Raw genomic sequence first — 24,049 nt, 5'->3', positions numbered from 1 at the left:
CCGGGTTCACGCCGCGAGGGCGGTGGGTGGTCGGTGGAGGAGGTTCTGGCGGGGTAGTCGGGCGGGGTCGACGTGGCGGGGTGGGATGAACGCCGGCACTCCGCCGGTCATGGTGATCCTCCAGCGTGAGTGGTGGACCAGGCTGTGGTGGGCCCGGCAGAGCAGGACCATGTTGGCGAGGTCGGTGTCGCCGCCGTCGGCCCAGTGCCGGACGTGGTGCGCGTCGCACCACTTCGGTGGTCGGCCGCAGCCCGGGAACGCGCATCCCCGGTCCCTGGCGTGCAGTGCCTTGCGCTGCGCCACGCTGACCGTGCGCTTCGTCCTCCCCAGGTCCAGCACCTCGGAGCCGGCTCCGAGCACGACCGGGATGACCTTGGCGTCGCAGGCGATCCGCCGGGCCTGGGATGCGCTCAAGAAGTGGTCGCCGTCGAGCACCGCGTGCCCCGCGCCGCGCCGCAACGTCTCGAAGTCGAGGGTGACGCTGATGTGGGGGCGTTCCCCGGCTTCGGAGGGCAGGTCACCCGACCGCGAGGCCAGTGACACGAGGTCGCCGAACGCCTCGCCCCACCGGTGCGCCCGGTCCTTCGGGCCGTCCGGGCGAGGGGCGGCGAGTGGTTCGAGCATCGCGGTGAACCGGGCGCCGGTCTCGGCGGACAGTTCGCCCCAGAACTCCAGTCGCCCGCCGGGCAGGTCTCGCACGTGCAGGGTGTCGGCGGGTTCGGCGGCGGGTTCGTCCCACTCGTCGGCCGCCTCCTGGTCGATCCGGTCCCGGATCCGGTCGGCCAGCCGCCGCACCGCTTGGGGTTCGACGGAGCGGGCGGCCTCGACCAGGATCGCCTCGGAGGAGTCGGGCAGCTTGAGCGTGGTGATCGCCCGGGTCAACTCCCGCAGATGAGCATCGGACAACTCGTGCTCGGCCAACGCCGCACCGACCTCCGGGTGCGAGGGCGGCAGCGGTTGGCCGGTGGGGGTGATCGAGGGCAGGAACAACGCGACCTGCGCGATCCACTGCTTCATCTCGGCGGGGTTCGCCCGTGCCAGGTGTCGGAACGAGTCCACGTCGTAGCCGCACCGGAGCACCTCGGCCAGCAGTTCCAATCGCCGCCGGTGCAACGCCCGCAGGGATGCCTCGACCGAGGCGACGGCGGCGAAGAGGCCGTCCTCGGTGAGCAGCGCGGGCGATGTGTCCATGACCAAATGATATTCGAACGAGCATTCGGCCGGCATCGCTCGATCAAGTGAAACCGTTGCAGCATAAAGACTTTCGCCTACCAGTGGGCGACGCCGAAGTCGCCGATCACGAGCAGGTCCGGCTCGGGCGGCTCGGTCGAGGAGTGCACGGCGGTCTGGAGGGCTTCCGCTTCGAGCACGAGCGCGTCGGCCCCCGCGATGGTGAAGTCGTCGGCTGCCCGCTTGAACCAGAGCAGCGCCGATTCGCGGTCGCCCTGGGCCAGCCGGGCCCGTCCGAGCAGCACGCGGCACTCGCCGCGCTCCTCGGCGATCCCGGTGTCGGCGTCGTACTCGGCGTAGAGCTCGTCGGCCCGGGTGAACTTCGCGACCGCGTTGTCCAGGTCGCGCGTCAGGAGCGCGTGCGCACCGAGTTCGCGGACGGCCCACGCGACGCCGGCGTTGTTCTCGCACGTGAAGTGCATCTCGACCAGTTGGACGAGGCACCCGGTGATGGCGTCGGCCATGCCGCGGGCACGGTAGATGCTCGCCAGCAGGTCGAGGGCGAAGGCGTGGTGGGCGAGCCGGTCCTCGGTGGCCAGTTCGAGGCAGAGGTCCCGGCGGATCCCGACCGCGCGCGTGGCCATGGTGGTGGCGGCTTGGAAGAGGCGCATGCGGGCGTAGACCTGCGCGGCGACCTCCAGCGGGACGGCGGCGGACTCCGAGAGGGGGTGGCGCTCGGCGAGGGCGAGGGTCGCGCGGTGCACCTCCAGCGTGGCTGCCAAGCCGTAGCTGTGCGGCACTTCCAGCCACTGGCAGCGGAGGCGCTCCGCCACTTGGTCTACGTTCTCCGTCATGCGTGCCACCCTATAGTTTGCGGCGGGCAAACTTCTGGCAAGCAATAGGGTGAACTCTGCGTGCAAGTCGACTACGCACAGTGGCTAAGGTGATCGTCATGGCGGTAGGAACCACGCGTGCCAAGCGAAGGCTCGGCCGACACGTCAAACCGATCGTGGAACGGGCAGGACTCAAGCCCGCCGAGGTCGCGGACCTGGTCAAGACGTCGAAGGACACGGTCAACCGACTGCTGTCCGGCGACCACCTGCCGCGCTACCCGACGTTCCTGGCGATCATGATGGTCCTCAAGGCGACCGATGAGGAGCTGGGTGAGGGCACCGCGCTCTGGGAACGCGCGAACGTGGACGCGGTGGTGGTCGAGCACGCCTCCGCTCTCTCGCCGGGTTACCTGCGGTTCCGGATGGACGAAGGAGAGGCGACCGCGGAACGCTCACTCGACCCGACGATGATTCCGGGAATCCTCCAGCTCGGCAGCTACGCCGAAGAGATGGGTCGAGGCGCTCCCGCGTTGACCGCGGGCAAGGGGTGGACCGCCCAAGCGGCTGCCGAGCGTGGTGATCGCCAAGGCTTGCTCTCCCGTGCGGTCAACCCGCTCCAGCTGCACGCGCTGATCGACGAAGCGGCGCTGTACCGCGTGGTCGGAGGCCGTGAGCTGATGTATGAGCAGTTGACGCACCTGTTGACGGTCGCCCAGCAGGACAACGTCACCCTTCAGATCGTCTCCTTCGACACCGGTGCCTATGGCCCGCAGTTCGGCGCGTTGACCCTGCTCGACTACCCCGAGCCCGAGGAACCGCTCTCGGTCTACGTGGAGGGCCACAGCGGGATCAAGGTCGTGGAGAATGAGCGGATGGTGAGCAGGCTGGTCGAGGCTTGGGACGACGTGGCCCGGCTGGCGCTCGATCCGAAGCAATCCGCGAAGTGCATCCGAGAAGTGAGGGACGCCAGGTATGCCTGACCAGCAGGATCGGTGGCGGAAGTCGACCTACAGCTCCACCCAGCCGGACTGCGTCGAGCTGTCCGTGACCGTCGAGTCGACCGCCGTTCGGGACAGCAAGCAGCCGGAAGCGGGGCAGTTGAGGTTCCCCCGGACGAGCTTCGCGGCGTTCCTGGCGGGTCTCAAGAGCGACCAGACGGCGGGTTCAGGCTGGTGAAACCCGACCGGTCGCGCTGATTGACAGGTGCTGCTCGTCGTGTGAACTGCACCGCTCATCGGCTCGCCGCCGGGGTGAGGCCCGCAACGGAGTTATCCTCGGTTCCTAGACCCGAGGAGCGTGGTTGAGCCAGGACACCGAACCCGCCCAGACGTCGCAGCCCGTGCCCGCACGGCCGCCGTCGGCGACGAGGCGCGTGCGCGCGCGGCTGGCACGTCGGATCACCGCCCAGCGCGCCGCGCCGGTCAAGCAGGTGCTCGAACCGCTGGCCGCCGTCCACCGCGACCTGCACCCGAAGGCCGACCTGGCGCTGCTCCAGCACGCCTACGACGTGGCGGAGGAGAAGCACCGCCCGCAGCGGCGCAAGTCCGGCGACCCCTACATCACGCACCCGCTCGCCGTGGCGACGATCCTGGCCGAGCTGGGCATGGACACCACCACGCTGGTCGCCGCCCTCCTGCACGACACGGTGGAGGACACCGACTACTCGCTGGACCAGCTGCGGGTCGACTTCGGCACCGAGGTCTCGCTCCTCGTGGACGGCGTCACCAAGCTCGACAAGGTCAAGCTCGGCGCGGCGGCCGAGGCGGAGACCATCCGCAAGATGGTCATCGCCATGGCCAAGGACCCCCGGGTGCTGGTCATCAAGCTCGCCGACCGGCTGCACAACATGCGCACCATGCGGTTCCTCCCGCCGGAGAAGCAGGCCCGCAAGGCGCGCGAGACGCTGGAGGTGCTGGCGCCGCTGGCGCACCGCCTCGGCATGGCGACGGTGAAGTGGGAGCTCGAGGACCTGGCGTTCGCGATCCTCCAGCCGAAGAAGTACGACGAGATCGTGCGCCTGGTGGCCAACCGCGCGCCGTCGCGCGACACGTACCTGGGCGGGGTGATCACCGAGCTGTCCCAGCAGATGGCGGCGGCCCAGATCACGGCCAAGGTCGAGGGCAGGCCCAAGCACTACTACTCGATCCACCAGAAGATGATCGTGCGCGGTCGGGACTTCGACGACATCCACGACCTGGTGGGCGTGCGCATCCAGGTGGACGAGGTCCGCGACTGCTACGCGGCGATGGGTGTCGTGCACGCGCTGTGGCAGCCGATGCCGGGCCGGTTCAAGGACTACATCGCGCAGCCCCGGTTCGGGGTGTACCAGTCGTTGCACACGACGGTCATCGGACCGGACGGCAAGCCGCTGGAAGTGCAGATCCGCACCTACGACATGCACCGGACCGCCGAGTACGGCATCGCGGCGCACTGGCGGTACAAGGAGACGCGCGGCACGCACAGCGGCAAGGGCGTCGAGGTCGACGAGATGGCCTGGATGCGCCAGCTGCTCGACTGGCAGCGCGAGGCCGCCGACCCCGGCGAGTTCCTGGAGTCGCTGCGGTTCGACCTGGCCGCGCGGGAGATCTTCGTCTTCACGCCGAAGGGCGACGTGGTGACGTTGCCGACCGGGTCCACGCCGGTCGACTTCGCGTACGCCGTGCACACCGAGGTGGGTCACCGGTGCATCGGCGCGCGGGTGAACGGTCGGCTCGTCGCGCTGGAGCGCAAGCTCGAGAACGGCGAGGTCATCGAGATCTTCACCTCGAAGGCGGAGGGCGCGGGCCCGTCCCGCGACTGGCTGTCGTTCGCGGCCTCGCCCAGGGCCAAGGCGAAGATCAAGCAGTGGTTCGCGAAGGAGCGCAAGGAAGAGGCCATCGAGGTCGGCAAGGACGCCATCGCGAAGGAGGTCCGACGCGTCGGGCTCCCGTTGCAGAGGCTGGTGTCGGCCGACTCGATGGGCGCGCTGTCGAAGGAGCTGCACTACCCCGACGTGTCGGCGCTGTACGCGGCCGTGGGGGAGGGGCACACGTCCGCGCGGCACGTCGTGCAGCGGCTGGTCGCGCAGCTCGGCGGGGTGGAGCACGCCGAGGAAGAGCTGGCGGAGCGGTCGACGCCGTCCACGGTGGCGCGGCGGCGGGTCACCGGCGACGCGGGTGTCGTCGTCAAGGACGCGGCCGACGTCTGGGTCAAGCTGGCGCGCTGCTGCACGCCCGTGCCGGGTGACGACATCCTCGGCTTCGTGACCCGCGGTGGCGGCGTGTCGGTGCACCGGACGGACTGCACCAACGCGGACGAGCTGCTCAAGACGCCCGAGCGGCTGCTGGACGTCGAGTGGGCGCCGTCGTCGTCCTCGGTGTTCCTGGTGGCGATCCAGGTGGAGGCGCTGGACCGGCACCGGCTGCTGTCGGACGTGACGAAGGTGCTCGCCGACGAGAAGGTCAACATCCTGTCGGCGTCGGTGACGACGTCGCGGGACCGGGTCGCGGTGTCGCGGTTCTCGTTCGAGATGGGCGACCCGAAGCACCTCGGTCACGTGCTGAAGGCGGTTCGCAGCGTGGAGGGCGTGTACGACGTGTACCGGGTGACGTCGGCGTCGTGACCGGGTGACGTCGGCGTTCTGACCGGCCGACCGCGCCTACGCGTCCGACGCGTCCGACGCGCGGGGCTCGTCCACGGCCAAGGGCTCCTTCTCGGCCTTGGCCGCCAGGAGCAGCACCAGCAGGCCCAGCACGACGGTCGTCACCCCGAGCGCGACCTGGACCCCGGTGATGGCCGACAGCCCTCCGACCGCGGGCCGCATGAGCGCCATCCCGACGTAGCTCGCCCCGATCACCTTCGCCTGGTCCTTGACCGAACCCCGCCCGGCCGCGCTCAGCGCCAACGGGTGGGCGGGTTGCAGGCCCAGCCCGGCCATGGCCAGGCCGATCGCGACGACCGTCACCGAGTCCGACCACGTCGCGGCCACCATGCCGACGATCCCGACGGCCGCCGTGACCCGCAGGACGACCGTCGCGCCGTAGCGGTCGGCCAGCGGACCGCAGACGAAGAGGATGACGGTGGCGCCGGCGATGAAGGTGACGTTCCCGATCCCGTACATCGTCGGCGGGGCGCCCAGTTCGCGGAACACGAGGCTCGCCCAGTCCATCACCGCGAGCTGCATGCCCAAGCCGGCGGCGGCCAGCACGCACAACGCCGTGACGGGCACCTTCCGGCTCGGAGCGGCGTTGCGCACCGGGGTTCGCCGGGGCGCGGGCAGGTACCGCCACACCGCGAGGACGATGAAGCACCCCGCGAGCCCCACCGCGATGGCGTACGGGCCGACGCCGGTCCGCCCGGCGGTCGCCGCACCCGCGCTCGCGCCGAGCAGCGAGCCCAGCGCGGCGGGGATGTCGAGGAAGGTGATCAGCGTGCGGCCGGTCTGCTTCTCGGCGTCGGTGGCGGAGCGGGCCATGCCGAGGTCCAGCAAGGCGTTGACCGCCCCGCTGGCCAGGAAGGCCGCGAACAGCATCGTCCACGAGCCGGCCAGGCCGATCAGCGGCGTCAGCACGCAGAACGACAGGGCTCCCAGCCGGGCGGCGGCCCGTGCGCCGTAGCGGTCGGCGAGGCGGGGCGCCAGCGTGAGGACGACCGCCGTCAGGCCGACCGCCTGGCCGAGGAGGGCCAGCGCCAGGCTCTCGGCGGACAGGCCGAGGGACGTCACGATCTCCGCGTAGCGGGGCGCGAGCGCCGCCGACAGCGCCGTGTTGACGAAGTACAGCCCGCCCAGCGCGATCATCGGCCACAGTGCGGATCGCTGCTTCACAGCCCCCTCCGGTGGCCGGCGCTCCTCACGATCGGGTTCGTCACCCGGTCGGCCGTGAAGCCGGGAGACCTCTCGGCGATGCCGGCCAGATCCCCCTTGTGCTCCCGGATCTTCTCGAAGACCCGGTCCAGCCACACCGGGAAGTCGGGGTGCCGGAGGAACTTGTTGTGGATGAAGATCGCCCGGTCGTGCACGAGCGTCGAACCGGGGTAGGAGAGCTCCGCGCCACCGACGCAGGTGCTCCACGCCGGGTCCTGGTGAGTGGGGGTGAAACCCGCTTCCGCCCAGATGCCCTCCGCGGTGAGCGCCAGCCGGAGGTCGTCCGGCGTCAGGCCCCACTCGTCCTCCAGCGCCTCGGTGCACAGCATGTAGAGGCAGAAGAAGGGCGGGTACTCGGCGTCGACCGGAGGCACCCACAGGACCGGTGTGGGGAACCGCCCGCGATCCCGCACCAGGTCGGTGATGACGCGCCGGTTCTCCCGCACCTGCAACCGGTAGTGCAGCGCTCGCAACCACTGGACGAGCATCAGCACCGCCGGCTGCTCGCCCATCCGCTGGTTGCCGGCCGGGACCGGTCCGAGGTCGGCGGCCGGGATCGGGTCGCCGCGCTCGGGCCCGTTGCCGCAATCGGTGTCCGCCCGGACGAGCGCCGCCAGGTACGGGTCCGTGGCCACGACCATCCCGCCCTCGCACGACGGGGTCGCCTTCCCCTCGCCGTGAGCCGAGATGGAGGCGGTCGGGGCCGGTCGGCCGTCGTAGCGGGCCGCGCCGCCCAACGCGTTGTCGTGGTGCACGGCGACGTCGTGCCGCTCGCCGAGTTCGACGATCTCCTCGATCGGGCCGAAGTTGCCGTACATGGTCGCGGGGACCACGGTCAGCACGCGGTCGGCGTGGCGGTCCAGGTAGTCGGCGACGACCTCGCTGTCCATCGTGGCGTCCGGCCGTGCGTCGATCGGCACCAGCGTCGGCGTGCGACCCAGTTCTGCCGCCACGCCCAACCGGACGCCGTGGTGGGCCGAGGCGTGGGTCAGGTCGGCGACGAGCACCTCGTCACGCCCGTCGGCCCACTCCAGGCCACGTCGGCGCAGTTGTGCGCGGAGGCCACTGGCGATCGCCAGCGTGCCGTTGGGCTGGCCGACGCCGTAGCGGTACCCCGTGGTGTCGGCCACCACCTGCTCGAGGATTGCCCGCCACTTCGCCGGGACGTGGCTGAACCCCACCCACTGGCCGCTGTCGGTGACCTCGGTGAGCGCCGCCGTCTCGATCAGTCCGGACAGGGGCCAGATCGGGGCGTCCTCCGCTGTGACGACCGGGTCGCCGCCGAGGGCTGCCGGCATCGTGCTCATGACTCCACTCCTGTCTGTGCGTTGTGGGCGGACTTCGCGTTGGGGACGGACTTCAAGAGCCCGCGATGGGCAGCCGCTCCTCGACCGGGCCGCCGATCGCGATCGACTCGCCGGACCGCGCCGACACCAGGGCCAGGTCCACCATGCGCTGGAGCGTGACGGCTTCGTCCGCGGTGACGACCGCGGTGCTGAGCCCCAGCGCGGAGTCCCTGAAGTTGGCCAGCTGGTCGCGGATCGCCTCGCGGACCAGTCTCGGCCGTGCGCGGGCGAGCGGCGCGGCGGAGCCGTGGAACCGGGGGAGCAGGTCCGGCGCCATGGCGGTCTGGTGCGTCGGCATGGGCAGCCGCAGTCGTCCGAGCGGCCCTTCCACCTCCAGGTGGGTTTCCTCTCCGACGAGGGTGTGGGACGCGTACGCCACCGCGACGGTCGCGGTGGACCCGTTGCCCATCCGAACGGTCAGCGAGGCGTTGTCGGTCGCGTCCCTGTCCGGTTCCGGCGGCACGTGGTTCCAGGTCGTGGCCTCGACCGCGACGGGGTCCGGGCAGTTCATCAGGTACCAGGAGAGGTCGAGCACGTGCACACCCAGGTCGGTCAGGGCGCCTCCCGCGCTCTCCCGGAATCCGGCCGGGCTCCACTGCGGGAAGCCCCGGCGGCGCAGCCACCTGCCGGTGATCCTGAGTGGCTGACCGACCGCCCGGACGATTCCCACGCAGTCCCGGAAGACGTGCCGGTACAGCAGTCCGTAGGTGAGGACCAGTCCTCGCTCGTCGGCCGCCTCCGCCATCCGGGCGGCTTCTGCCACGTTGGTCGCGGGTGGTTTTTCGCACATGACGTGCTTGCCCGCCTGAAGGGCTTCCAGGGTGAGCGCGCAGTGCGACGCCGGCCAGGTGCAGATGCTGACGACGTCCACCGCGTCGAGCAGTTCGCGAAGTCCGAGTTGCCTGATGCCGAAGGTCGCGCACATCCGCTCGGCGCGCGGGGCGTCCCGATCGTGTGCCGCGACCAGTTCCACTCCCGGTATTTCCTGGTACGCGGACGCGTGGTTGTGCGCCATCTGCCCGCATCCAATGATTCCGGCTTTGAGTTTCTTCACGGCTGGCGTCCCGATCCTATCGAGTCGGCGAGTGTGCTATTCGTTTCGCGTGTTCGTGGACCTTCCGCACCGCGACGGCGTACGACTCGACGAAGTCGTCGCTCAACGCGGCGGCGTGTTCGATGACCAGGACCGACTCGTACAGGCGTGCCGCCACGGGGCAGTCGTACCGGCTCGGGTCGAGTTCGTCGGTCCCGTGCACGGTCCCGATCAGCGGGTCTTCCGCCGGTTGGTACAAGCGCGAGCGGTTCAACGGTTCGTAGACCCGTGACACCTCGACGTCCAGCTCGGCCGTGAGGGCCTGCGCCAGCAGGTCCGGGGACAGGCCGCCCCACTGTTCGCGGGGGTAGCGGGCGGCCCACTTGTAGGTCGGGGCGACGACGTCCGGCTGAGCCGGGAACGGGTCGACCCCGGGCAGGCTCGTCGCGAGGTCGTCGAGTCGGCGCCAGACCTCGGTCCGCGCCGCCTGGCGCGTCTCGAACTCGTCGAGCTGCGCTCGCGCGAGAGCCGCGGACAGGCCGGGCAGCCGGTCGTTGCCGGCGGGGATCCCGATGGCGTCACCGCAGGGCCGGCCGCAGTTCGCCAGCGAGCAGAGCTGCTCGGCGAGCAGGCCGTCCCGCGTGGTGATCATGCCGCCTTCGCCGCAGGTGAGCGTCTTGCTGGCCTGGAGGCTGAAGGTGCCGGCCGTGCCGATGACGCCGACGGGCTCACCCCGGTAGCGCGCACCGTGCGCGTGCGCGCAGTCCTCGAGCAACGCGATCCCGCGCTCGTCGGCGATGCGCTTCAGCTCCCCGAGGTCGGCGACCCGGTTGTACAGGTGCACCGCGATGATCGCGAACGTCCTGTCGTCGACGAGCGCCTCGACCGAGGACGGGTCCAGGCAGAGGGTCTGCTCGTCGACGTCGGCCAAGCGCGGCACGAAGCCCTTCTCGAGCGCGGCGGTCGCCGTGGCGCTCCACGTCAGGGCGGGGACGATCACGTTGTCCCCGACTACCGGCTTCCTCAGCCCGAGCCGTCGCGCGTGAGCGGAGATCGCGGTCAGCGCCAGCGCGATCGCCCTGGTCCCGTTGCTCACGGGGATGCTGTGGAAGTCGTTCGCGCCATTGCCGTGGACCTGGGTGAATTCCCGGGAGAGGGCCTCCTGCTCCGCGCCCAGCGACCCGACGGGCAGCAGGAGCGGCTCGGCTTCGCACGGCGCGCTGAGCGCCTGGGACGCGGGTTGGAAATCCGCCGCCCGCAAGTAGGAGTCGACGCGCGACCGGTCCGCACCGGTGATTATCGGCGTGCGCGTGGCCGATCCCGGATCGCGGACCGGGGGTCCGCCGAGGGCGACCGGGAGTTCGTCAAGATTTCTCATGGTCAGTCCCGGAGGTCGGAATTTCTGCCAAGGTGCGCCGGCGCGCCGATCACTTGGTCGGCATTCACGCCGGGCGGGCTGTCCGAATTGGACGCAGAGGTGATCTTCGGTCCCCAGACCTCGTCCTTGGCTTCATGACGAGACAGTGTTTCCCCGCTCCCGAACGGCACAAACGCCACTGCGGGATTCGTTTCTGCCCGGTCCGCTTGGAATACGCGAAACGCGCTGATCAATTCCCGCGCGATCACCGTCATTTCACGTCGCCTGGTATGGAGAAAATGTCCTGCCCGGACGCGCGAAGCGCCCGCGGCCCGATCCTCCTTCAAGGACCGGGCCGCGGGCGCGTCAGCGAAACGTAAGGGGCCGGTGGGACCATCCGAGGATGTCGGCCTCACCGGGGCCGACGGGGAAGACGAAGGGGCCCGCTACTCCTCTCCCGAGTAGCGGGCCCCTTCGTGTCCGGGTGGCTGCCGTCGCAGGGGTTAAGCGACCGCGACCGACTCGAACTTGACTTCCTTGTTCGGCTTGCCGCCGCCGGGGCTCGGGTCGAACGCGCCGTCGTGGCCCGCGCGGGCCACCTCGTCGATCAACTTGAGACCGGCCTCGTCGAGGCTGCCGAAGACGGTGTAGTCGGGCGACAGCTGGGCATCGCCGTAGACGATGAAGAACTGGCTGCCGTTGGTGCCCTTCTGCGTCGCCTGGTCGAGGCCGGCGTTCGCCATGGCCAGGTAGCCGCGGCCGTAGGTCAGCTCCGGCCACGTCTCGTTGTCGAACGTGTAGCCGGGGCCGCCGGTGCCGGTGCCCGTCGGGTCGCCGCACTGCAGCATCTGCAGGCCCTCGGTGCCGATGCGGTGGCACGTGCTGCCGTCGTAGTAGCCCTGCTTGACCAGGCTGACGAAGCTGTTCACGGCGCACGGCGCCAGGGCGCGGTCCAGGGTCAGCTTCAGCTCGCCGATGTTGGCCTTGATCGTGGCGGTGGCGGTGCCGGTCGCGGGGGCGCTCGCCTCGGGGGCCTTGGTGCCCTCCTTGGACGCGGGCTCCGTCGACGGCCGGTACTCGCACGTGGCCGGGTCCGCGATGGGCGTCGGGCGCGTGGGCAGCGCCTTCACCTCGGTCGGGATCTCGATCGGGGCCGGGGTGGTCGAGCTGGCGGCGGCGTCGTCGCCGGTGCTGCTGAAGTCGGTCGTGGCGAGGAAGTACACACCGCCCGCGATGACGACGACGGTGACCGCCGTCGCGACGACCGCGATCACCCGGCGCCGCTTCGCGCGCTCCGCCCTGCGGACGAGCTGGCGTTCCAGCTTCCGCTTGGCCTGCTCGCGGCGCTGCACGTTGGTCGGCACCTGCAACCTCCCTGATCTCTGCGTCGACGGCGACGATCGGTCAGCAGTCTAGGGGGCGGGTATGTGACTGGTGTATGCCGGATAGGCTGCTCGGCGTGGTCCACAGCGATCCGTTGTCGATCCGTTGCCGTCGAGAGGTGATCCCGTGCTGGTGATCGGGTTCCCGACCGGCGCTCTGATGGCCAACTGCTTCGTGCTGGCCACGGGCGCGGGCGGGCCGTGCGTGGTGGTCGATCCGGGCCAGGGCGCGGCCGAGCGGGTCGCCGAGGCGTTGCGCGAGCACCGGCTCTCCCCGGTCGCCGTGCTGCTCACGCACGGGCACTTCGACCACACGTTCTCCGTCGCGCCCGTCTGCGACGGCAACGACATCCCCGCGTGGATCCACCCCGACGACCGCGAGATGCTGGCCGACCCGCTCAAGGGCATCAGCGCGCAGTCGCGGGCCTCCTTCGGCGGCAACCTGGAGATGCGGGAGCCGCGCGAGGTGCGCGAGCTGACTGACGGCGCCGAGCTGGACCTGGCCGGCCTCCGGCTGACCGTCGACCACACACCCGGCCATACCGGCGGGTCGGTGATGTTCCGGACCGGCACCGAGGAGGGCGGACGGCTCGTGCTGTCCGGCGACACCCTCTTCGCGGGCTCCATCGGACGCACCGACCTGCCGGGCGGCAACCACCGCGAGATCCTGACGTCGCTGCGCACGAAGGTGCTGACGTTGGCCGACGACACGGTGGTCCTGCCCGGCCACGGACCGACGACGACCATCGGTCGCGAGCGCGTGAGCAACCCGTTCCTGCTGGAACTGGCCTCACCGGGCGCGCCGGCCGCACCGCACCGAGGACTGTAGAGACCCGTGACGACCCCCTTCGCCGCGCCCAAGGGCGTTCCCGACTACTTCCCGCCCACCTCGGCGTCGTTCCTGGCGGTGCGCGACACGTTGGTGGAGTCGGCGCGCCGCGCCGGCTACGGCTACATCGAGCTGCCCGTCTTCGAGGACACCGCGTTGTTCGCGCGGGGCGTCGGCGAGTCGACCGACGTGGTCAGCAAGGAGATGTACACGTTCACCGACCGCGGCGGGCGGTCCATCACGCTGCGGCCCGAGGGCACGGCGGGCGTCATGCGGGCCGTCATCGAGCACGGCCTCGACCGGGGCCAGTTGCCCGTGAAGCTCGCGTACGCGGGCCAGTTCTTCCGCGCCGAACAGCCGCAGGCAGGTCGTTACCGCCAGTTCCACCAGGTCGGCGTGGAGGCGGTCGGCGTCGACGACCCGGCCCTGGACGCCGAGGTCATCGCCATCGCCGACGCCGGCTTCCGGGCGCTGGGCCTGACCGGCTTCCGCCTCGAACTGACGTCACTCGGCGACTCCACGTGCCGCCCGCAGTACCGGGAGAAGCTCCAGGCGTTTCTCGCCGAGCTGCCCCTGGACGACGAGACCCGCCGCCGCGCCGAGCTGAACCCGCTGCGCGTGCTGGACGACAAGCGCCCCGAGGTCCGCGAACTCGTCGCCGACGCGCCCCTCATGGTGGACAACCTCTCCGCCGAGTCCCTCGCCCACTACGAGCAGGTCAAGGGCTACCTCAACGAGCTGGGCGTGAAGTTCGTGGAGAACCCGCGGATGGTCCGCGGCCTCGACTACTACACGAAGACGACCTTCGAGTTCGTGCACGACGGCCTGGGCGCCCAATCCGGCATCGGCGGCGGCGGTCGCTACGACGGCCTCATGGAACAACTCGGCGGCCAACCGCTGTCCGGCGTCGGCTTCGGCCTCGGCGTCGACCGCGCGCTGCTCGCCTGCCAGGTGGAGGGCGTCACGCCGGGCGACCAGACCCGCTGCGACGTCTACGGCGTGCCGCTGGGCGAGGCCGCGAAGTCCCGCCTGGTCGCCCTCTCCGCTCCTTTGCGCGCCGCCGGTGTGCGGTTCGACCTGTCCTATGGTGGCAAGGGCCTCAAGGGCGCGATGAAGGGCGCCGACCGCTCGGGCGCGCGCTTCGCCCTCGTCCTGGGCGAGCGCGACATCGAGGCCGGTGTCGTGCAGGTGAAGGAGTTGTCGTCGGGCGACCAGCGCGAGGTGCCGCTGGCGGACGTGGTGATCTCAGTGCTGGAGGCGTTGGGCCGGTGAGCGAGCGGATTGCCCTTGACCTGCTTGACCCGAAGTCGGTGCGCAAACGCGCGCGGACGGTGGCCATCGGCGCGCTGATCGTCGCCGCCGCGTTCGGCGGGTTGCTCGGGCTGCTCGCCGGCCGGACCGCCGGGCTCGTCGCGGCGGCCGTCTTCGCCGTCCCCCTCCTGCTGCTGGCCTGGTCGGAAGCCAGGAGACGGGTGTGGCTGGAGGGCCACGTCCTCTCCGTCCGCGCCTTCGGCACGCGTTCGGTCGACCTGCACACCGCCGACCAGCTGGACCTGCTGGTGACCGACGTCCGAGGCGCCCGCACCGTCGGCCTCTTCGTCCGCGGCGGCGGCAAGGCGATCAACCTCGCGCTGGCCATCTACGCCGGGACGGGCGGCCGCGAACAGGGCGTCCTCCCACTGCGCAAGCTGGCCGACGTGCTGGCCGGCCGAGGCGACCCCCCTGGCCTCGTCTTCTCCGAACTCCTGGTCGCCCAACTGCGCGCCGAGGCCCGGGGCCTGGCCGCCGCCGACCGCCCGCTCTACCAACTGGGCTCCAAGGCCCCGACCGGCCGCCTCGCCCAGAAGCTGAACCCGGAAGCCATCTCCCGCTTCGTCTCCACCCTCGACCAACCCTGACACCACCACACGTCCACTGGCACGCCCTGCCCACGCCCTTCCCCAAAGGAAGGGCTTCGTGTCATCCCGCCGACCTGGCTCCGCCCTACCGCGCGTGTCAAGGGGGGCGCTGTTCACCGATGCCCGCACCGTCCACTGATGTCGCCCCCCTTGATACGTGTGGTAGCCCGTAGGGAGGTCGGTGGGATGACACGAAACCCGACCAACAACGGACCCGCCGCCGAACCACCCACCGGCCCGTCATCCTGCTGATCTGCCCGTCCGGCGAGGACTCTTTAAAGCACCTACTCCACCCTGCCCATCCACCCTGCCCTCCCACCACCCTGCCCATCCGCCTTAATCGTCGGGCAATCCCCACGTGCCCTTGGGCGGCGCGGGGGACTGGGTGGCCGTCGCGTCGGTCGTCGCCGGCGCGCCGCCGATGAACCGGATCAGCGAGTCGTCGTGCTCGACCCGCCCCGGGAACGGGTCACCGGCCGTCAGCCGGGTCAACGCCGCCACCGGCAGCTCGACGTGCGACCCGACCAGCACGAAGTTGCCGAACCGCCTGCCCTTGAACACCGCCGGCTCCGCCAGCACGCACACGTGCGGGAACACCGCGCGGACCGTCGCGGCCTGGGCCCTGGCGAACGCCAGCTTCCCGCCGTCACCGATGTTGGCCGCGTAGACGCCACCGGCCCGCAGCGCCCGCGACGCCAACGCCACGAACTCCACCGACGTCAGGTGCGCGGGCGTCCGCGACCCGGCGAACACGTCCGTCACCACCAGGTCGAACGCCGCCTCGGGCGCCTTCTCCAGCACCGCCCGCGCGTCGCCGTTGCGGATCCGCAGCCGCCAGTTCCGGTCCAACGGCAGCACGCCCCGCACCAGGTCGACCAACGCCGCGTCGATCTCCACCACCTGCTGGCTGGACCGCGGTCGGGTCACCGCGATGTACCGGGGCAACGTGAGCGCGCCGCCGCCCAGGTGCAGCGCCCGGATCGGCTCGCTGCCCGGCGCGACCAGGTCGGCGACGTGGCCGAGCCGCCGCAGGTACTCGAACTCCAGGTGCCCGGGGTCGTCCAGGTCCACGTGGGACTGCGGCGTGCCGTTCAGGCGCAGCATCCACGCCCTCGGCACGTCCGGGTCCGGGATCAGTTCCGCGATGCCCGAGTCGACCTCACGGCTGATGGTCTCGTCGGCTTTCCGGATCCGTCCCACCCGACGATTATCCCGGTAGCGACTGCGTGCGGCGCTTGCGGTCCGGCAGGCGGTCGACCAGCCTGCCCAAGCGCTCGGTCGTGCCCTGCAACGGCCCGAGCGCGGCGGCCAGCACGCGGATCGACTCGTCCAGCTGCCCGGTGTTGCCGGCCAACGTGGCGATCCGGGGCTCCAGCTCCGTCAGCTGCCGCTGCACCGCCTCCAGCTGGTGCAACGCCTCGGGCATCTCGTTGGCCAGGAACGTGGCGAGCTGCTCCAGCCGTTCCAGCGTGCCCCGCAGCTCCGCGACCTGCGGCAACGCCTGCGCCAGGGGCGTCAGCTTCTCCAGCGCGTCGGCGATCCGCGGCAACGCGAGCACGCCCGACACCAGCCCGGTGGCGACACGGGCGGTGAGACCCAACACGGTCCGCAGCATGGCGGTACGGTACCGATCCGTGCAGCTCGCCGCAGATGTCCTCACCGCGCTGGTCGCGGCCATCCACCTCTACATCGTCGTGCTGGAGATGTTCCTCTGGAACACGCCGCGCGGCCGTGCGACGTTCGGCACCACGCCCGAGTTCGCCGCCGAGTCGAAGGTGCTGGCCGCCAACCAGGGCCTCTACAACGGCTTCCTGGCCGCCGGGCTGATCTTCGCGCTGATCGCCCGGGGCGACACCGGGTTCGCCTTCGCCGTGTTCTTCCTGGTCTGCGTGATCATCGCGGGCCTGTACGGCGCGGCGACGGTCAGTCGTCGGATCCTGGTCGTGCAGTCCGTGCCCGCCGCGATCGCGTTGCTGCTGGTGGTGCTGGCGAGGTAGCCGGGCGGCGCCACGGCCCCTTCGCCGGGTCGTAGCCGGTGCGCAGGTCGCCCCTCACGTGCTTGCGCCACAGCGGATCGGCCGCGGTCCGACCACCCGCGTCACCGGCCTCACCCGACCGGTCCGGCTGGCCCGACCGGTCCGGCTGACCCGACCCGTCCGGCTCACCCGACGCGGGCACGGAGACCGGCTCACGGCCCGCCACGAACGCCGCCAAGGCGGTCGTGATCGGCACCGCCGCCACGAGCCCGATGCTGCCCACCAGCGTCCGCACGACCTCCTGCGCCACCTCCTGCGCGGTCAAAATCTCGCCCAGGCTCCGGCCCGACAGCGTGAACGCCAGCAGCAGCGGCAGCGCCGCGCCCGCGTACGCCATGACCAGCGTGTTCACCACCGACGACAGGTGGTCGCGGCCGATGCGCGACCCCGCCGCGTACAGGTCGCGGAACCCCAGCGACGGGTTCGCCCGCCGCAGCTCCCACACCGCGCTGGTCTGCGTCACGGTCACGTCGTCCAGCACGCCGAGCGCGCCGATGATCGTGCCCGCCAGCAGCAGCCCGCGCGTGTCGATGCCGTGCCCGAGCAGCGACACCAGGTTGGCCGTCTCCTGGTCCAGCCCGGTCAGCTTGCCGAACGCCGAGAACAACGCGCCCAGCACGCAGATCAGGGCCAGGCTCACCAACGTGCCCAGCACCGCCGTGGACGTCCGCGCGGACAACCCGTGCGTCAGGTACAGCACCACGAACATGATCAGCCCCGCGCCGACCACCGCCACGGTCAGCGGGTTCTCGCCGGCCAGGATCGCGGGCAGCACGAACAGCACCAGCACCACGAAGCTCAACGCCAGCGCGCCCAGCGCCGCCAGCCCCTGCCACCGCCCCAGCAGCAGCACGGCCGCCGCGAACAGCACCGCCAGCAGCAGCAACGGCACGCCGCGCTGGAAGTCGGCCAGCTGGTAGGACGTGCTGTCGTTCGGGTCGCCGCCGCCGTAGGACAGCACCACCGCGTCGCCCACGGTGAACGTCGGCGTGCCCGGCTGGTCCGGCACCGGGATCCGGATCTCCCGACCGGCCGCCGCGCCGTCGCTCATCTTCACGGTCACCAGCACGCACCCGGTGGCGCCCGGCTCGCCCGTGTCCGGACCGCACCCGCCCTGCGCCACGGCCGTCACGTCGCCGCGCACCGGCACCTGCGCGAGCCCCGCCTCCGCGCCCGTGCGCTGCTCGTGCCCGAACGGGTACAGCAGCAGCGCGCCGACCACGGTCGCGAGCACGAGCGGCAAGAGCAGGACCAGCAGCAGCTTCCGCACACGTCGGGAAGCAGGCCCGACGGGGCCGTGCCCATGGCCGTGTCCATGGGCGGCGATGAGGTCCTTGGCGCGCACGCGCACATACTGCCCGCCCACCCCGGTCGTCCGCATGTCGGACAGTTCGGTGCGAATTTCGGGGTGAGCCCTTCAACCGCGCCCCGGTCGGTGCCACGCTCGCCGCGTGACCACGAACTGGACACCCACCCACGGCCGGTCCTTCGAGCCGGTCCCATACCGACCGGCCAGGATGCCGGTCGACGAGTCCCTGCGCACGGCCGCCGACCTGCGCGCCCGCATGGGGGACCGCCGCACGGTGCGCATGTTCTCCGCCGATCCCGTGCCCGACCGGGTGGTGCTCGACGCCATCGCGGTCGCCTCCACCGCGCCCAGCGGCGCCCACCAGCAACCCTGGACGTTCGTGCTGGTCAAGGACCCCGCGGTGCGCCGGCGCATCCGTGAGGCCGCCGAGCACGAGGAACGCGTCTCCTACGCGGGCAGGCTCGGCGACGAGTGGCTGGACGCGCTGCGCCCCCTCGGCACCGACGACGTCAAGCCGCACCTGACGGACGCGCCGGAACTCGTCGTCGTGTTCGAGCAGCGGTACTACCTGGAGCCCGACGGCACCCGCCGCAAGCACTACTACGTGGACGAGTCGGTCGGCATCGCGGTCGGCATGCTGCTGACCGCGCTGCACCTGTCCGGGCTCGCCGCGCTGACCCACACGCCGTCGCCGATGAAGTTCCTCGGCGAGGTGCTGGGCCGCCCGCGCAACGAGAAGGCGTTCGCGGTGATCCCGATCGGCTACCCGGCCGACGACTGCGTGGTGCCCGCCCTGGTCCGCAAGTCACTGGACCAAGTCCTCGTCACCGTCTGACCGCCCTCCGGGTCACCAGCCGACCGCCCTCCGGGGTTGATGCCGACCCGGCCGCGTCACCGACCGGGCTCCGACGGATCGGCCTGGGGCAACGGATCGGCGAACCGGAAGTGCGCCGCCACCGCCTCCTCACACGCCGCCACGGCCTGCCGCAGCCGCTCCTCCGGCGACCCCGTGACCAACCGCCACGGCACACCCCGCCGTGCCAACCCGACCCGGAACAAGTCCGTCATCCACTCCCGCAGGTGCTCGCCGTCCCGCCACCCGTCCTGCTCGAACGGCACGCCGACGTGATCGGTCAGCAGGTACAGGGCGGGGCGGCGGGCGTCCGGCGCGATGTCCGGGTGCGGCGCGCCGAGGTACCGGTGACCCCACACCGTCGCCGCCCACGCGTCGTTGTCGCACACCAGTACCGGTCCGTCCACCGCCGCGTCGGCCGACTCCTGCTGCCTGCGCGCCACGTCCTGGAAGTCGCCGACCGTCCACACGAGATCGTCGACCCCCGCCTCGGGGTCGAACGCCCGCGCAGCCGCCAGCTTCAGCTCGGTGTGCTCCCGCCCGTACTCGGGCACCCACGGCGCGGCCAACGCCTGCGCCAACTCCCGCGACAACGTCGTCGTGCCCGTGCTCTCGGCTCCCACCACCACGACCCGCGCGCACAACCCGACCCTGGTCGCCCGCGCGAGCCACCCCCACTGCCCGCGCGGATCGGCCCGCACCGCCGTGCCCGACACGGGAACGGCGCCGCGGTCGAGGTCCACCAGCACGTGCCGCGCGCCGAGCCGCTTGGCCATCTCGTCGCCGTACCGCTCGCTGGAGAACACGACGTCGACCGCCGCCGACGCCGGGTCGCCGTCCAGGATGGCCCGCCGCGCGAGCACCGCCCGTGCCACGCCCATGTGCAGTTCCCACACCACGTCGCTGTGGAAGTCCATCGGGTGGTCGTCCACGTCGCCGAGCACGACGAGACCGGGCGTGCCCGCGTGCTCGGCGCGCAACCACGACACCCGGTCGGCGACCGGGATGGACTCGGCGCCCGACGCCAGCACGGTCACGGTCGTGCGCCGGCTCCGCGCGGCGGCCGTGCGGATGAGGTGGTGGTGACCGGCGTGCGGGGGGTAGAACTTGCCGAGCACCAGCGCGTGGTCGAAGTCGGTCACGCGGCCACCGCCTCGTCCTGGCGCAACGCCTTCGTCCAGTTGCGCAGGCCGAGCACGCACAGCGCCATGAAGCCCACGTAGAGGACCGCGGTCAGCCACAGGCCCTTGTAGGCGTACAACGGAACGTAGATCACGTCCGCGGCGATCCACAGCCACCAGCACTCGACCTTCTTGCGGGTCTGGCCCCACGTGGCCAGCAACGAGAGCACGGTGGTCGCGGAATCCGCCCACGGCACGGTCGAGTTGCTGAACGTGGTGAGCACCCACACCAGCAGGAGGGTGCCCGCCACGCCGGCGGCGAGGAGCCACCACCACTGCTCGCGCGTGGTGCGACCGACCGGCAGCGGGGTGTGCTCGACGCCGCCGCGCAGCCAGGCCCACCAGCCGTACAGCGCGAGCGCCACGTAGACGACCTGGAGGCCCGAGTCCGCGTACAGGCCGCTGGTCGCGAACAGCACGAGGAAGGCGGGGTTGTTGAGGATGCCGATCGGCCAGTTGAGCGGGTTCTGCCGGGCCACCAGCCACACGCAGAGCGCGCCGGTCACGAAACCGGCGACCTCGCCCCAGCTCGTGGCGACGCCGGCGAACGTGAACGCGGTGGTGGTGAAGGGCCACAAGATGACGTCCAGCACAGACACAGGCACTCCGTTTGACCCTTTTTCGAACACGTGTTCGAATGTGGACATGCGATGGGACGGGCAGAAGGACGGGGCGGACCGGCAGCAGGCCCTGCCGGGATTGCCGGGGCTGGTCCGAAGCGTACGAACTCCCGACTTCGCCGACGTCGTGTTCCACGAGGTGAACGCCAAGTCCGTGCTGAACAAGGTGCCCGGCGGCGGCCTGCCGTTCGGGTGGACGGTCAACCCGTACCGCGGCTGCACGCACGGCTGCACGTACTGCCTGACCGGTGACACGCCGGTGCTGCTGGCGGACGGCCGCACCAAGCCCATCGCCGAGCTGGCCGTCGGCGAAGAGGTGTTCGGCACGGCGAACGGCCGGTTCGTGGTCACCCGCGTGCGGGCGCACTGGAAGACCTCCAAGCCCGCCTACCGGGTCACGTTGAGCGACGGCACGCAGGTGGTGGCGGGCGGCGACCACCGGTTCCTCACCGACGAGGGGTGGAAGCACGTCACGCCCGGCCGGTGCGACGACTTCGAGGAGCGGCCGTTCCTGGTCAAGGGCGCGCGGCTGGTCGGGACGGGCCGGTTCGCCTCGCCGCCCGCGCACGGCGACGAGTACCGCGAGGGCTACCTGTGGGGCGCGGTGCGCGGCGGCCTGCCCAGCCACCCGGACGTGCTGGGTCGGGTGCGCGAGTTCGCCGGCGGCCGGGCGCCGCGCGAGCAGGACCTGGTGCGGTGGCCGACCACGCCGGGTGAGGAGTGGTCGAAGGGGTTCCTGGCCGGTCTGTTCGACGCGCGGGGCAGCTCGACGGGCGGCGAGCTGGTGATGTCCAGTTCGGACAGCGCGGTGTTCGAGGCGGCGGTGCTGGCGCTGACGCGGCTGCGCGTGTCGCACGTGGTCGAGGTGCGCGGTGTGCGGATCGTCGGCGGGCTGGCCGAGCGGCTGCGGTTCCTGCACCTCGTCGGACCGGCGATCGGGCGCGGCAACGCCGTGGAGGGCATGGCGGTGCCCTCCACGTCCCGGCTGGCGGTGGTGTCGGTGGAGTCGCTCGGCGTGACGCGGACGTTGTACGACATCACCACCGGCACCGGCGACTTCGTGGCCAACGGCCTGGTCAGCCACAACTGCTTCGCCCGCAACACGCACACCTACCTCGACCTCGACGCCGGGCGCGACTTCGACACCCAGGTGGTGGTGAAGGTCAACGCGGTGGAGGTGCTCGAAGGCCAGCTGCGGTCCAAGCGGTGGCGGCGCGAGCACGTGGCGATGGGCACGAACACCGACCCGTACCAGCGGGCCGAGGGCCGGTACGCGTTGATGCCGGGCATCATCCGGGCGCTGGCCGACTCCGGCACGCCGTTCTCGATCCTCACCAAGGGGACGGTGCTCGCGCGGGACATCCCGCTGCTGGAACGCGCCGCGTCCTCGGTGTCGGTGGGCATCGGGGTGTCGCTGGCGTTGCTGGACCGCGAGCTGCAGTCCGGGCTGGAACCGGGCACGCCCAGCCCGCGGGCGAGGCTCGAGCTGGTGCGCCGGGTCCGTGACGCGGGGTTGCCGTGCGGGGTGTTCGTCGCGCCCGTGCTGCCGCGGCTGACGGACTCGGAGGAGCAGCTGGACGCGTTGCTGGCGTCGATCGCCGAGGCCGGCGCCACGGGCGTCACGGTCCTGCCGCTGCACCTGCGGCCGGGCGCGCGCGAGTGGTTCGCCCGGTGGCTGGTGCGCGAGCGGCCGGACCTGGCCGACGACTACCGGCGGCTGTACGCGCGCGGATCCTATGTGGACGTCCGGTACCGGCGGTGGCTGGCGGCGCGCGTCGAGCCGTTGCTGCGGCGGCACGGCCTGGACCCGCGCGGCGGCCGTGACGCGGTCGGCGTGCCCGGCGACGACGAGGGCGTGTGGCCGGCGGGCAGCCTGCCCGCCTCGACGCCGACCGGCCCGGTCGTGCAGGAGCAGCTGACCCTCCTCTAGCGCACCGCCTGCGGGAACCGCAGCACGCCGTCCGGGTCGTAGCGGCGGGCGACGGCGCGCAGCCGGGGCAGGTTGTGCCGGTAGCCCGTCTCCGCCCAGTCCTCCTGCCGCGGGTCCAGGTAGTTGATGTAGGTGCCGGCGCCGACCAGACCGGCCAACGCCGACTGGACGTCGTCGACCTCGCGGGTGACCAGCTCCGGCGGCAGGTCGCCGACGGTGCCGAAGACCTCGACGGACGTCGGCGCGCCGCGGTGGGGGTAGGCCGTGTCGGTGGGGCCGAGCCGGTCGATCGCACCGCCGAGCGCGCCCACGATGAGCAGCGCGCTCTCCTTGCCCCGCACCGTCTCCGCCACCGCCGCCGGGTCGTCCCACATGCCGTCGGCGATGCGTGAGGACGCGCGGAAGGCGTTGCGGGGCGGGTGCCCCTGGGTCATGATCGCGATCGCGGTCGGGTAGTCGACCTCGGCGTGCTCCAGCGGACCGTCGACGCCCAGGCCGGCGAGGTCCCCGTGCAGCAGGGCCGCGGGGCCGATCGAGCAGCCGGTCAGGTCCACCGAGCCGTCGGGCAGGACCACGCAGGTGCTGGACAGGCGGTCGGGGACCCCGGCGCTCCACGGCTGCCAGGCGCCGAGCAGGTCCGCCGCCGACCCGGCCGGGAACCTCAGCCGGAACACGGTCAGCACCTCCGGCGCGGGAGCGGTGGCGAACTCGAACGAGGTGACCACGCCGAAGTTGCCGCCCCCGCCGCCGCGCAACGCCCAGAACAGGTCCGGCTCGCGGTCCTCGGAGGCGGTGACCAGGCGGCTGTCGACGGTGACCACGCGGGCGGCACGCAGCCGGTCGCACGTGAGGCCGAACGCGCGGTCGACCCAGCCGAGGCCGCCGCCCAGCGTGAGACCGGCGATGCCGACCGACGGGCAGTTGCCCAGCGGCAGGCACCGGCCGGCGGCGGCGAGGGCCGCGTAGACGTCGCCGAGCCGTGCGCCCGCGCCGATCACGGCGGTGCCGTCGGGCCGCACGTCGACGCCCGCCATCGGCCCTAGGTCGACCACCAGGCCGTCGTGCGGGGTGGAGTAGGCGGCGTAGCTGTGCCCGCCGCCGCGCGCGGCCACCCGGATCCGCCCGCGCCGGGCCTCCTCCAGGCACCGCTGCACGTCCTCCGCGCGCACGCAGCGGGCGATCGCGGCCGGCCGGTGGTGGTCGAACAACGAGTTGAACGGCAGCCGCGCGGTGTCGTAGCCGTCGTCGCCCGGCACCAGCAGCTCGCCGGACAGGTGGGCGCGCAGCCGTGCCCACCTCCCGGGCCGAGCCGCCGGCGCGCCGTTCGCCGCCACCGGCCCGCCGGCCGCCACCACGCCGCCCGCAGCCGCCGCCGCGCCCGCCCAGCGCAACACGTTCCGCCGTGAAACCGCCACTCCGGCCTCCTCCT

The 24,049-nt window shown here is 71.8% G+C and carries 23 protein-coding genes; 9 read left to right on the top strand and 14 right to left on the bottom strand.

Annotated elements, in window-relative coordinates; translation table 11 throughout:
* Positions 1-6 precede the first annotated feature (6 nt).
* Together AB0I91_RS00830 and AB0I91_RS00825 are read right to left on the bottom strand one after the other, a co-directional pair.
* Positions 7-1,191 carry an HNH endonuclease signature motif containing protein gene (locus AB0I91_RS00830; protein WP_499634487.1) on the bottom strand — a complete coding sequence of 395 codons (1,185 nt, stop codon included), beginning with the start codon at positions 1,189-1,191 and terminating at the stop codon, positions 7-9.
* A gap of 77 nt (positions 1,192-1,268) precedes the next feature.
* Complete coding sequence (locus AB0I91_RS00825) at positions 1,269-2,024, bottom strand: hypothetical protein (RefSeq protein WP_499634484.1); 756 nt, start codon at positions 2,022-2,024, stop codon at positions 1,269-1,271.
* 98 nt (positions 2,025-2,122) lie between these two features.
* Here AB0I91_RS00825 and AB0I91_RS00820 point away from each other — a divergent pair, with 98 nt between their 5' ends.
* The 3 genes from AB0I91_RS00820 (at position 2,123) to AB0I91_RS00810 (ending at position 5,604) form a co-directional block, all read left to right on the top strand.
* Entirely contained in the window at positions 2,123-2,983 is an 861-nt protein-coding gene (locus tag AB0I91_RS00820) for a helix-turn-helix domain-containing protein (protein ID WP_498772809.1), read from the top strand.
* Positions 2,976-3,179: a DUF397 domain-containing protein gene (locus AB0I91_RS00815; RefSeq protein WP_498772402.1), complete on the top strand. Its 204-nt coding sequence runs from the start codon at positions 2,976-2,978 to the stop codon at positions 3,177-3,179. The genes AB0I91_RS00820 and AB0I91_RS00815 overlap by 8 nt, the downstream gene beginning before the upstream one ends.
* A gap of 124 nt (positions 3,180-3,303) precedes the next feature.
* Complete coding sequence (locus AB0I91_RS00810; RefSeq protein WP_498772404.1) at positions 3,304-5,604, top strand: RelA/SpoT family protein; 2,301 nt, start codon at positions 3,304-3,306, stop codon at positions 5,602-5,604.
* 36 nt (positions 5,605-5,640) lie between these two features.
* Here the strand turns inward: AB0I91_RS00810 and AB0I91_RS00805 are convergent, their stop codons facing one another.
* The 6 genes from AB0I91_RS00805 to AB0I91_RS00780 all read right to left on the bottom strand — a co-directional run bounded on the left by AB0I91_RS00805 (position 5,641) and on the right by AB0I91_RS00780 (position 11,946).
* Complete coding sequence (locus AB0I91_RS00805) at positions 5,641-6,807, bottom strand: MFS transporter (RefSeq protein WP_498772406.1); 1,167 nt, start codon at positions 6,805-6,807, stop codon at positions 5,641-5,643.
* Positions 6,804-8,153 (bottom strand): DegT/DnrJ/EryC1/StrS family aminotransferase, encoded by a 1,350-nt coding sequence (locus AB0I91_RS00800; protein ID WP_499634479.1) that lies wholly within the window; start codon positions 8,151-8,153, stop codon positions 6,804-6,806. Before AB0I91_RS00800 ends, AB0I91_RS00805 begins: the two co-directional genes overlap by 4 nt.
* A gap of 52 nt (positions 8,154-8,205) precedes the next feature.
* A complete protein-coding gene (locus AB0I91_RS00795; protein ID WP_499612817.1) occupies positions 8,206-9,246 on the bottom strand; it encodes a Gfo/Idh/MocA family protein in 1,041 nt (346 codons plus the stop codon).
* A gap of 16 nt (positions 9,247-9,262) precedes the next feature.
* On the bottom strand, positions 9,263-10,603 hold the full coding sequence (locus AB0I91_RS00790) for a DegT/DnrJ/EryC1/StrS family aminotransferase (RefSeq protein WP_499634477.1): 1,341 nt from the start codon (positions 10,601-10,603) through the stop codon (positions 9,263-9,265).
* Between the two features lie 2 nt (positions 10,604-10,605).
* Positions 10,606-10,857 (bottom strand): hypothetical protein, encoded by a 252-nt coding sequence (locus tag AB0I91_RS00785; protein WP_498772414.1) that lies wholly within the window; start codon positions 10,855-10,857, stop codon positions 10,606-10,608.
* Between the two features lie 228 nt (positions 10,858-11,085).
* Positions 11,086-11,946, bottom strand: a complete 861-nt coding sequence (locus tag AB0I91_RS00780; protein ID WP_498772416.1) for a peptidylprolyl isomerase — start codon at positions 11,944-11,946, stop codon at positions 11,086-11,088.
* 145 nt (positions 11,947-12,091) lie between these two features.
* Here AB0I91_RS00780 and AB0I91_RS00775 point away from each other — a divergent pair, with 145 nt between their 5' ends.
* Genes AB0I91_RS00775 through AB0I91_RS00765 form a run of 3 tightly spaced genes read left to right on the top strand, consistent with a single transcriptional unit; the run spans position 12,092 to position 14,691 of the window.
* Entirely contained in the window at positions 12,092-12,793 is a 702-nt protein-coding gene (locus AB0I91_RS00775) for an MBL fold metallo-hydrolase (RefSeq protein WP_499612813.1), read from the top strand.
* Positions 12,794-12,799: 6 nt separating this feature from the next.
* Positions 12,800-14,065: a histidine--tRNA ligase gene (gene hisS, locus AB0I91_RS00770; protein ID WP_498772420.1), complete on the top strand. Its 1,266-nt coding sequence runs from the start codon at positions 12,800-12,802 to the stop codon at positions 14,063-14,065.
* A complete protein-coding gene (locus tag AB0I91_RS00765; RefSeq protein ID WP_499612810.1) occupies positions 14,062-14,691 on the top strand; it encodes a hypothetical protein in 630 nt (209 codons plus the stop codon). The genes hisS and AB0I91_RS00765 overlap by 4 nt, the downstream gene beginning before the upstream one ends.
* Before the next feature lie 336 nt (positions 14,692-15,027).
* Here AB0I91_RS00765 and AB0I91_RS00760 read toward each other — a convergent pair whose 3' ends face one another.
* Together AB0I91_RS00760 and AB0I91_RS00755 are read right to left on the bottom strand one after the other, a co-directional pair.
* Complete coding sequence (locus AB0I91_RS00760) at positions 15,028-15,891, bottom strand: spermidine synthase (protein WP_499612808.1); 864 nt, start codon at positions 15,889-15,891, stop codon at positions 15,028-15,030.
* A 7-nt stretch (positions 15,892-15,898) separates the two neighbouring features.
* Complete coding sequence (locus AB0I91_RS00755; RefSeq protein WP_499612806.1) at positions 15,899-16,306, bottom strand: hypothetical protein; 408 nt, start codon at positions 16,304-16,306, stop codon at positions 15,899-15,901.
* A 19-nt stretch (positions 16,307-16,325) separates the two neighbouring features.
* Here AB0I91_RS00755 and AB0I91_RS00750 point away from each other — a divergent pair, with 19 nt between their 5' ends.
* On the top strand, positions 16,326-16,688 hold the full coding sequence (locus tag AB0I91_RS00750) for a DUF1304 domain-containing protein (protein ID WP_498772811.1): 363 nt from the start codon (positions 16,326-16,328) through the stop codon (positions 16,686-16,688).
* Here AB0I91_RS00750 and AB0I91_RS00745 read toward each other — a convergent pair.
* Positions 16,615-18,108 (bottom strand): YibE/F family protein, encoded by a 1,494-nt coding sequence (locus AB0I91_RS00745; RefSeq protein WP_499634474.1) that lies wholly within the window; start codon positions 18,106-18,108, stop codon positions 16,615-16,617. The genes AB0I91_RS00750 and AB0I91_RS00745 overlap by 74 nt on opposite strands.
* A gap of 136 nt (positions 18,109-18,244) precedes the next feature.
* On the opposite strand from AB0I91_RS00745, the gene AB0I91_RS00740 reads away from it, so the two are divergent.
* Complete coding sequence (locus AB0I91_RS00740) at positions 18,245-18,871, top strand: nitroreductase family protein (protein ID WP_498772813.1); 627 nt, start codon at positions 18,245-18,247, stop codon at positions 18,869-18,871.
* Positions 18,872-18,927: 56 nt separating this feature from the next.
* Here AB0I91_RS00740 and AB0I91_RS00735 read toward each other — a convergent pair whose 3' ends face one another.
* Complete coding sequence (locus tag AB0I91_RS00735; RefSeq protein WP_499634471.1) at positions 18,928-20,031, bottom strand: AAA family ATPase; 1,104 nt, start codon at positions 20,029-20,031, stop codon at positions 18,928-18,930.
* Positions 20,028-20,669: a nicotinamide riboside transporter PnuC gene (pnuC, locus tag AB0I91_RS00730; RefSeq protein WP_499634467.1), complete on the bottom strand. Its 642-nt coding sequence runs from the start codon at positions 20,667-20,669 to the stop codon at positions 20,028-20,030. Before pnuC ends, AB0I91_RS00735 begins: the two co-directional genes overlap by 4 nt.
* 46 nt (positions 20,670-20,715) lie before the next feature.
* Between pnuC and AB0I91_RS00725 the strand changes: the two genes are divergently transcribed.
* The gene (locus AB0I91_RS00725) at positions 20,716-22,620 is read left to right on the top strand and encodes an intein-containing Rv2578c family radical SAM protein (protein WP_499634464.1); all 1,905 of its coding nucleotides are present in this window, start codon (positions 20,716-20,718) and stop codon (positions 22,618-22,620) included.
* Here the strand turns inward: AB0I91_RS00725 and AB0I91_RS00720 are convergent.
* Entirely contained in the window at positions 22,617-24,035 is a 1,419-nt protein-coding gene (locus tag AB0I91_RS00720; RefSeq protein WP_499634462.1) for an FAD-binding oxidoreductase, read from the bottom strand. The genes AB0I91_RS00725 and AB0I91_RS00720 overlap by 4 nt on opposite strands.
* Positions 24,036-24,049: the final 14 nt, after the last annotated feature.

The organism is Actinosynnema sp. NPDC049800 (assembly GCF_040656635.1).
GTDB lineage: Bacteria > Actinomycetota > Actinomycetes > Mycobacteriales > Pseudonocardiaceae > Actinosynnema.
Note: the sequence above shows the minus strand (reverse complement) of the source record. Positions and strands in the feature narration are given on the sequence as shown.

Coding starts and splice junctions, on each gene's coding strand:
- AB0I91_RS00830 (WP_499634487.1), bottom strand. CDS start 1,191: ATGGACACATCGCCCGCGCTGCTCACCGAGGACGGCCTCTTCGCCGCC.
- AB0I91_RS00825 (WP_499634484.1), bottom strand. CDS start 2,024: ATGACGGAGAACGTAGACCAAGTGGCGGAGCGCCTCCGCTGCCAGTGG.
- AB0I91_RS00820 (WP_498772809.1), top strand. CDS start 2,123: ATGGCGGTAGGAACCACGCGTGCCAAGCGAAGGCTCGGCCGACACGTC.
- AB0I91_RS00815 (WP_498772402.1), top strand. CDS start 2,976: ATGCCTGACCAGCAGGATCGGTGGCGGAAGTCGACCTACAGCTCCACC.
- AB0I91_RS00800 (WP_499634479.1), bottom strand. CDS start 8,153: ATGAGCACGATGCCGGCAGCCCTCGGCGGCGACCCGGTCGTCACAGCG.
- AB0I91_RS00790 (WP_499634477.1), bottom strand. CDS start 10,603: ATGAGAAATCTTGACGAACTCCCGGTCGCCCTCGGCGGACCCCCGGTC.
- AB0I91_RS00785 (WP_498772414.1), bottom strand. CDS start 10,857: ATGACGGTGATCGCGCGGGAATTGATCAGCGCGTTTCGCGTATTCCAA.
- AB0I91_RS00755 (WP_499612806.1), bottom strand. CDS start 16,306: ATGCTGCGGACCGTGTTGGGTCTCACCGCCCGTGTCGCCACCGGGCTG.
- AB0I91_RS00745 (WP_499634474.1), bottom strand. CDS start 18,108: ATGCGGACGACCGGGGTGGGCGGGCAGTATGTGCGCGTGCGCGCCAAG.
- AB0I91_RS00740 (WP_498772813.1), top strand. CDS start 18,245: ATGCCGGTCGACGAGTCCCTGCGCACGGCCGCCGACCTGCGCGCCCGC.
- AB0I91_RS00725 (WP_499634464.1), top strand. CDS start 20,716: ATGCGATGGGACGGGCAGAAGGACGGGGCGGACCGGCAGCAGGCCCTG.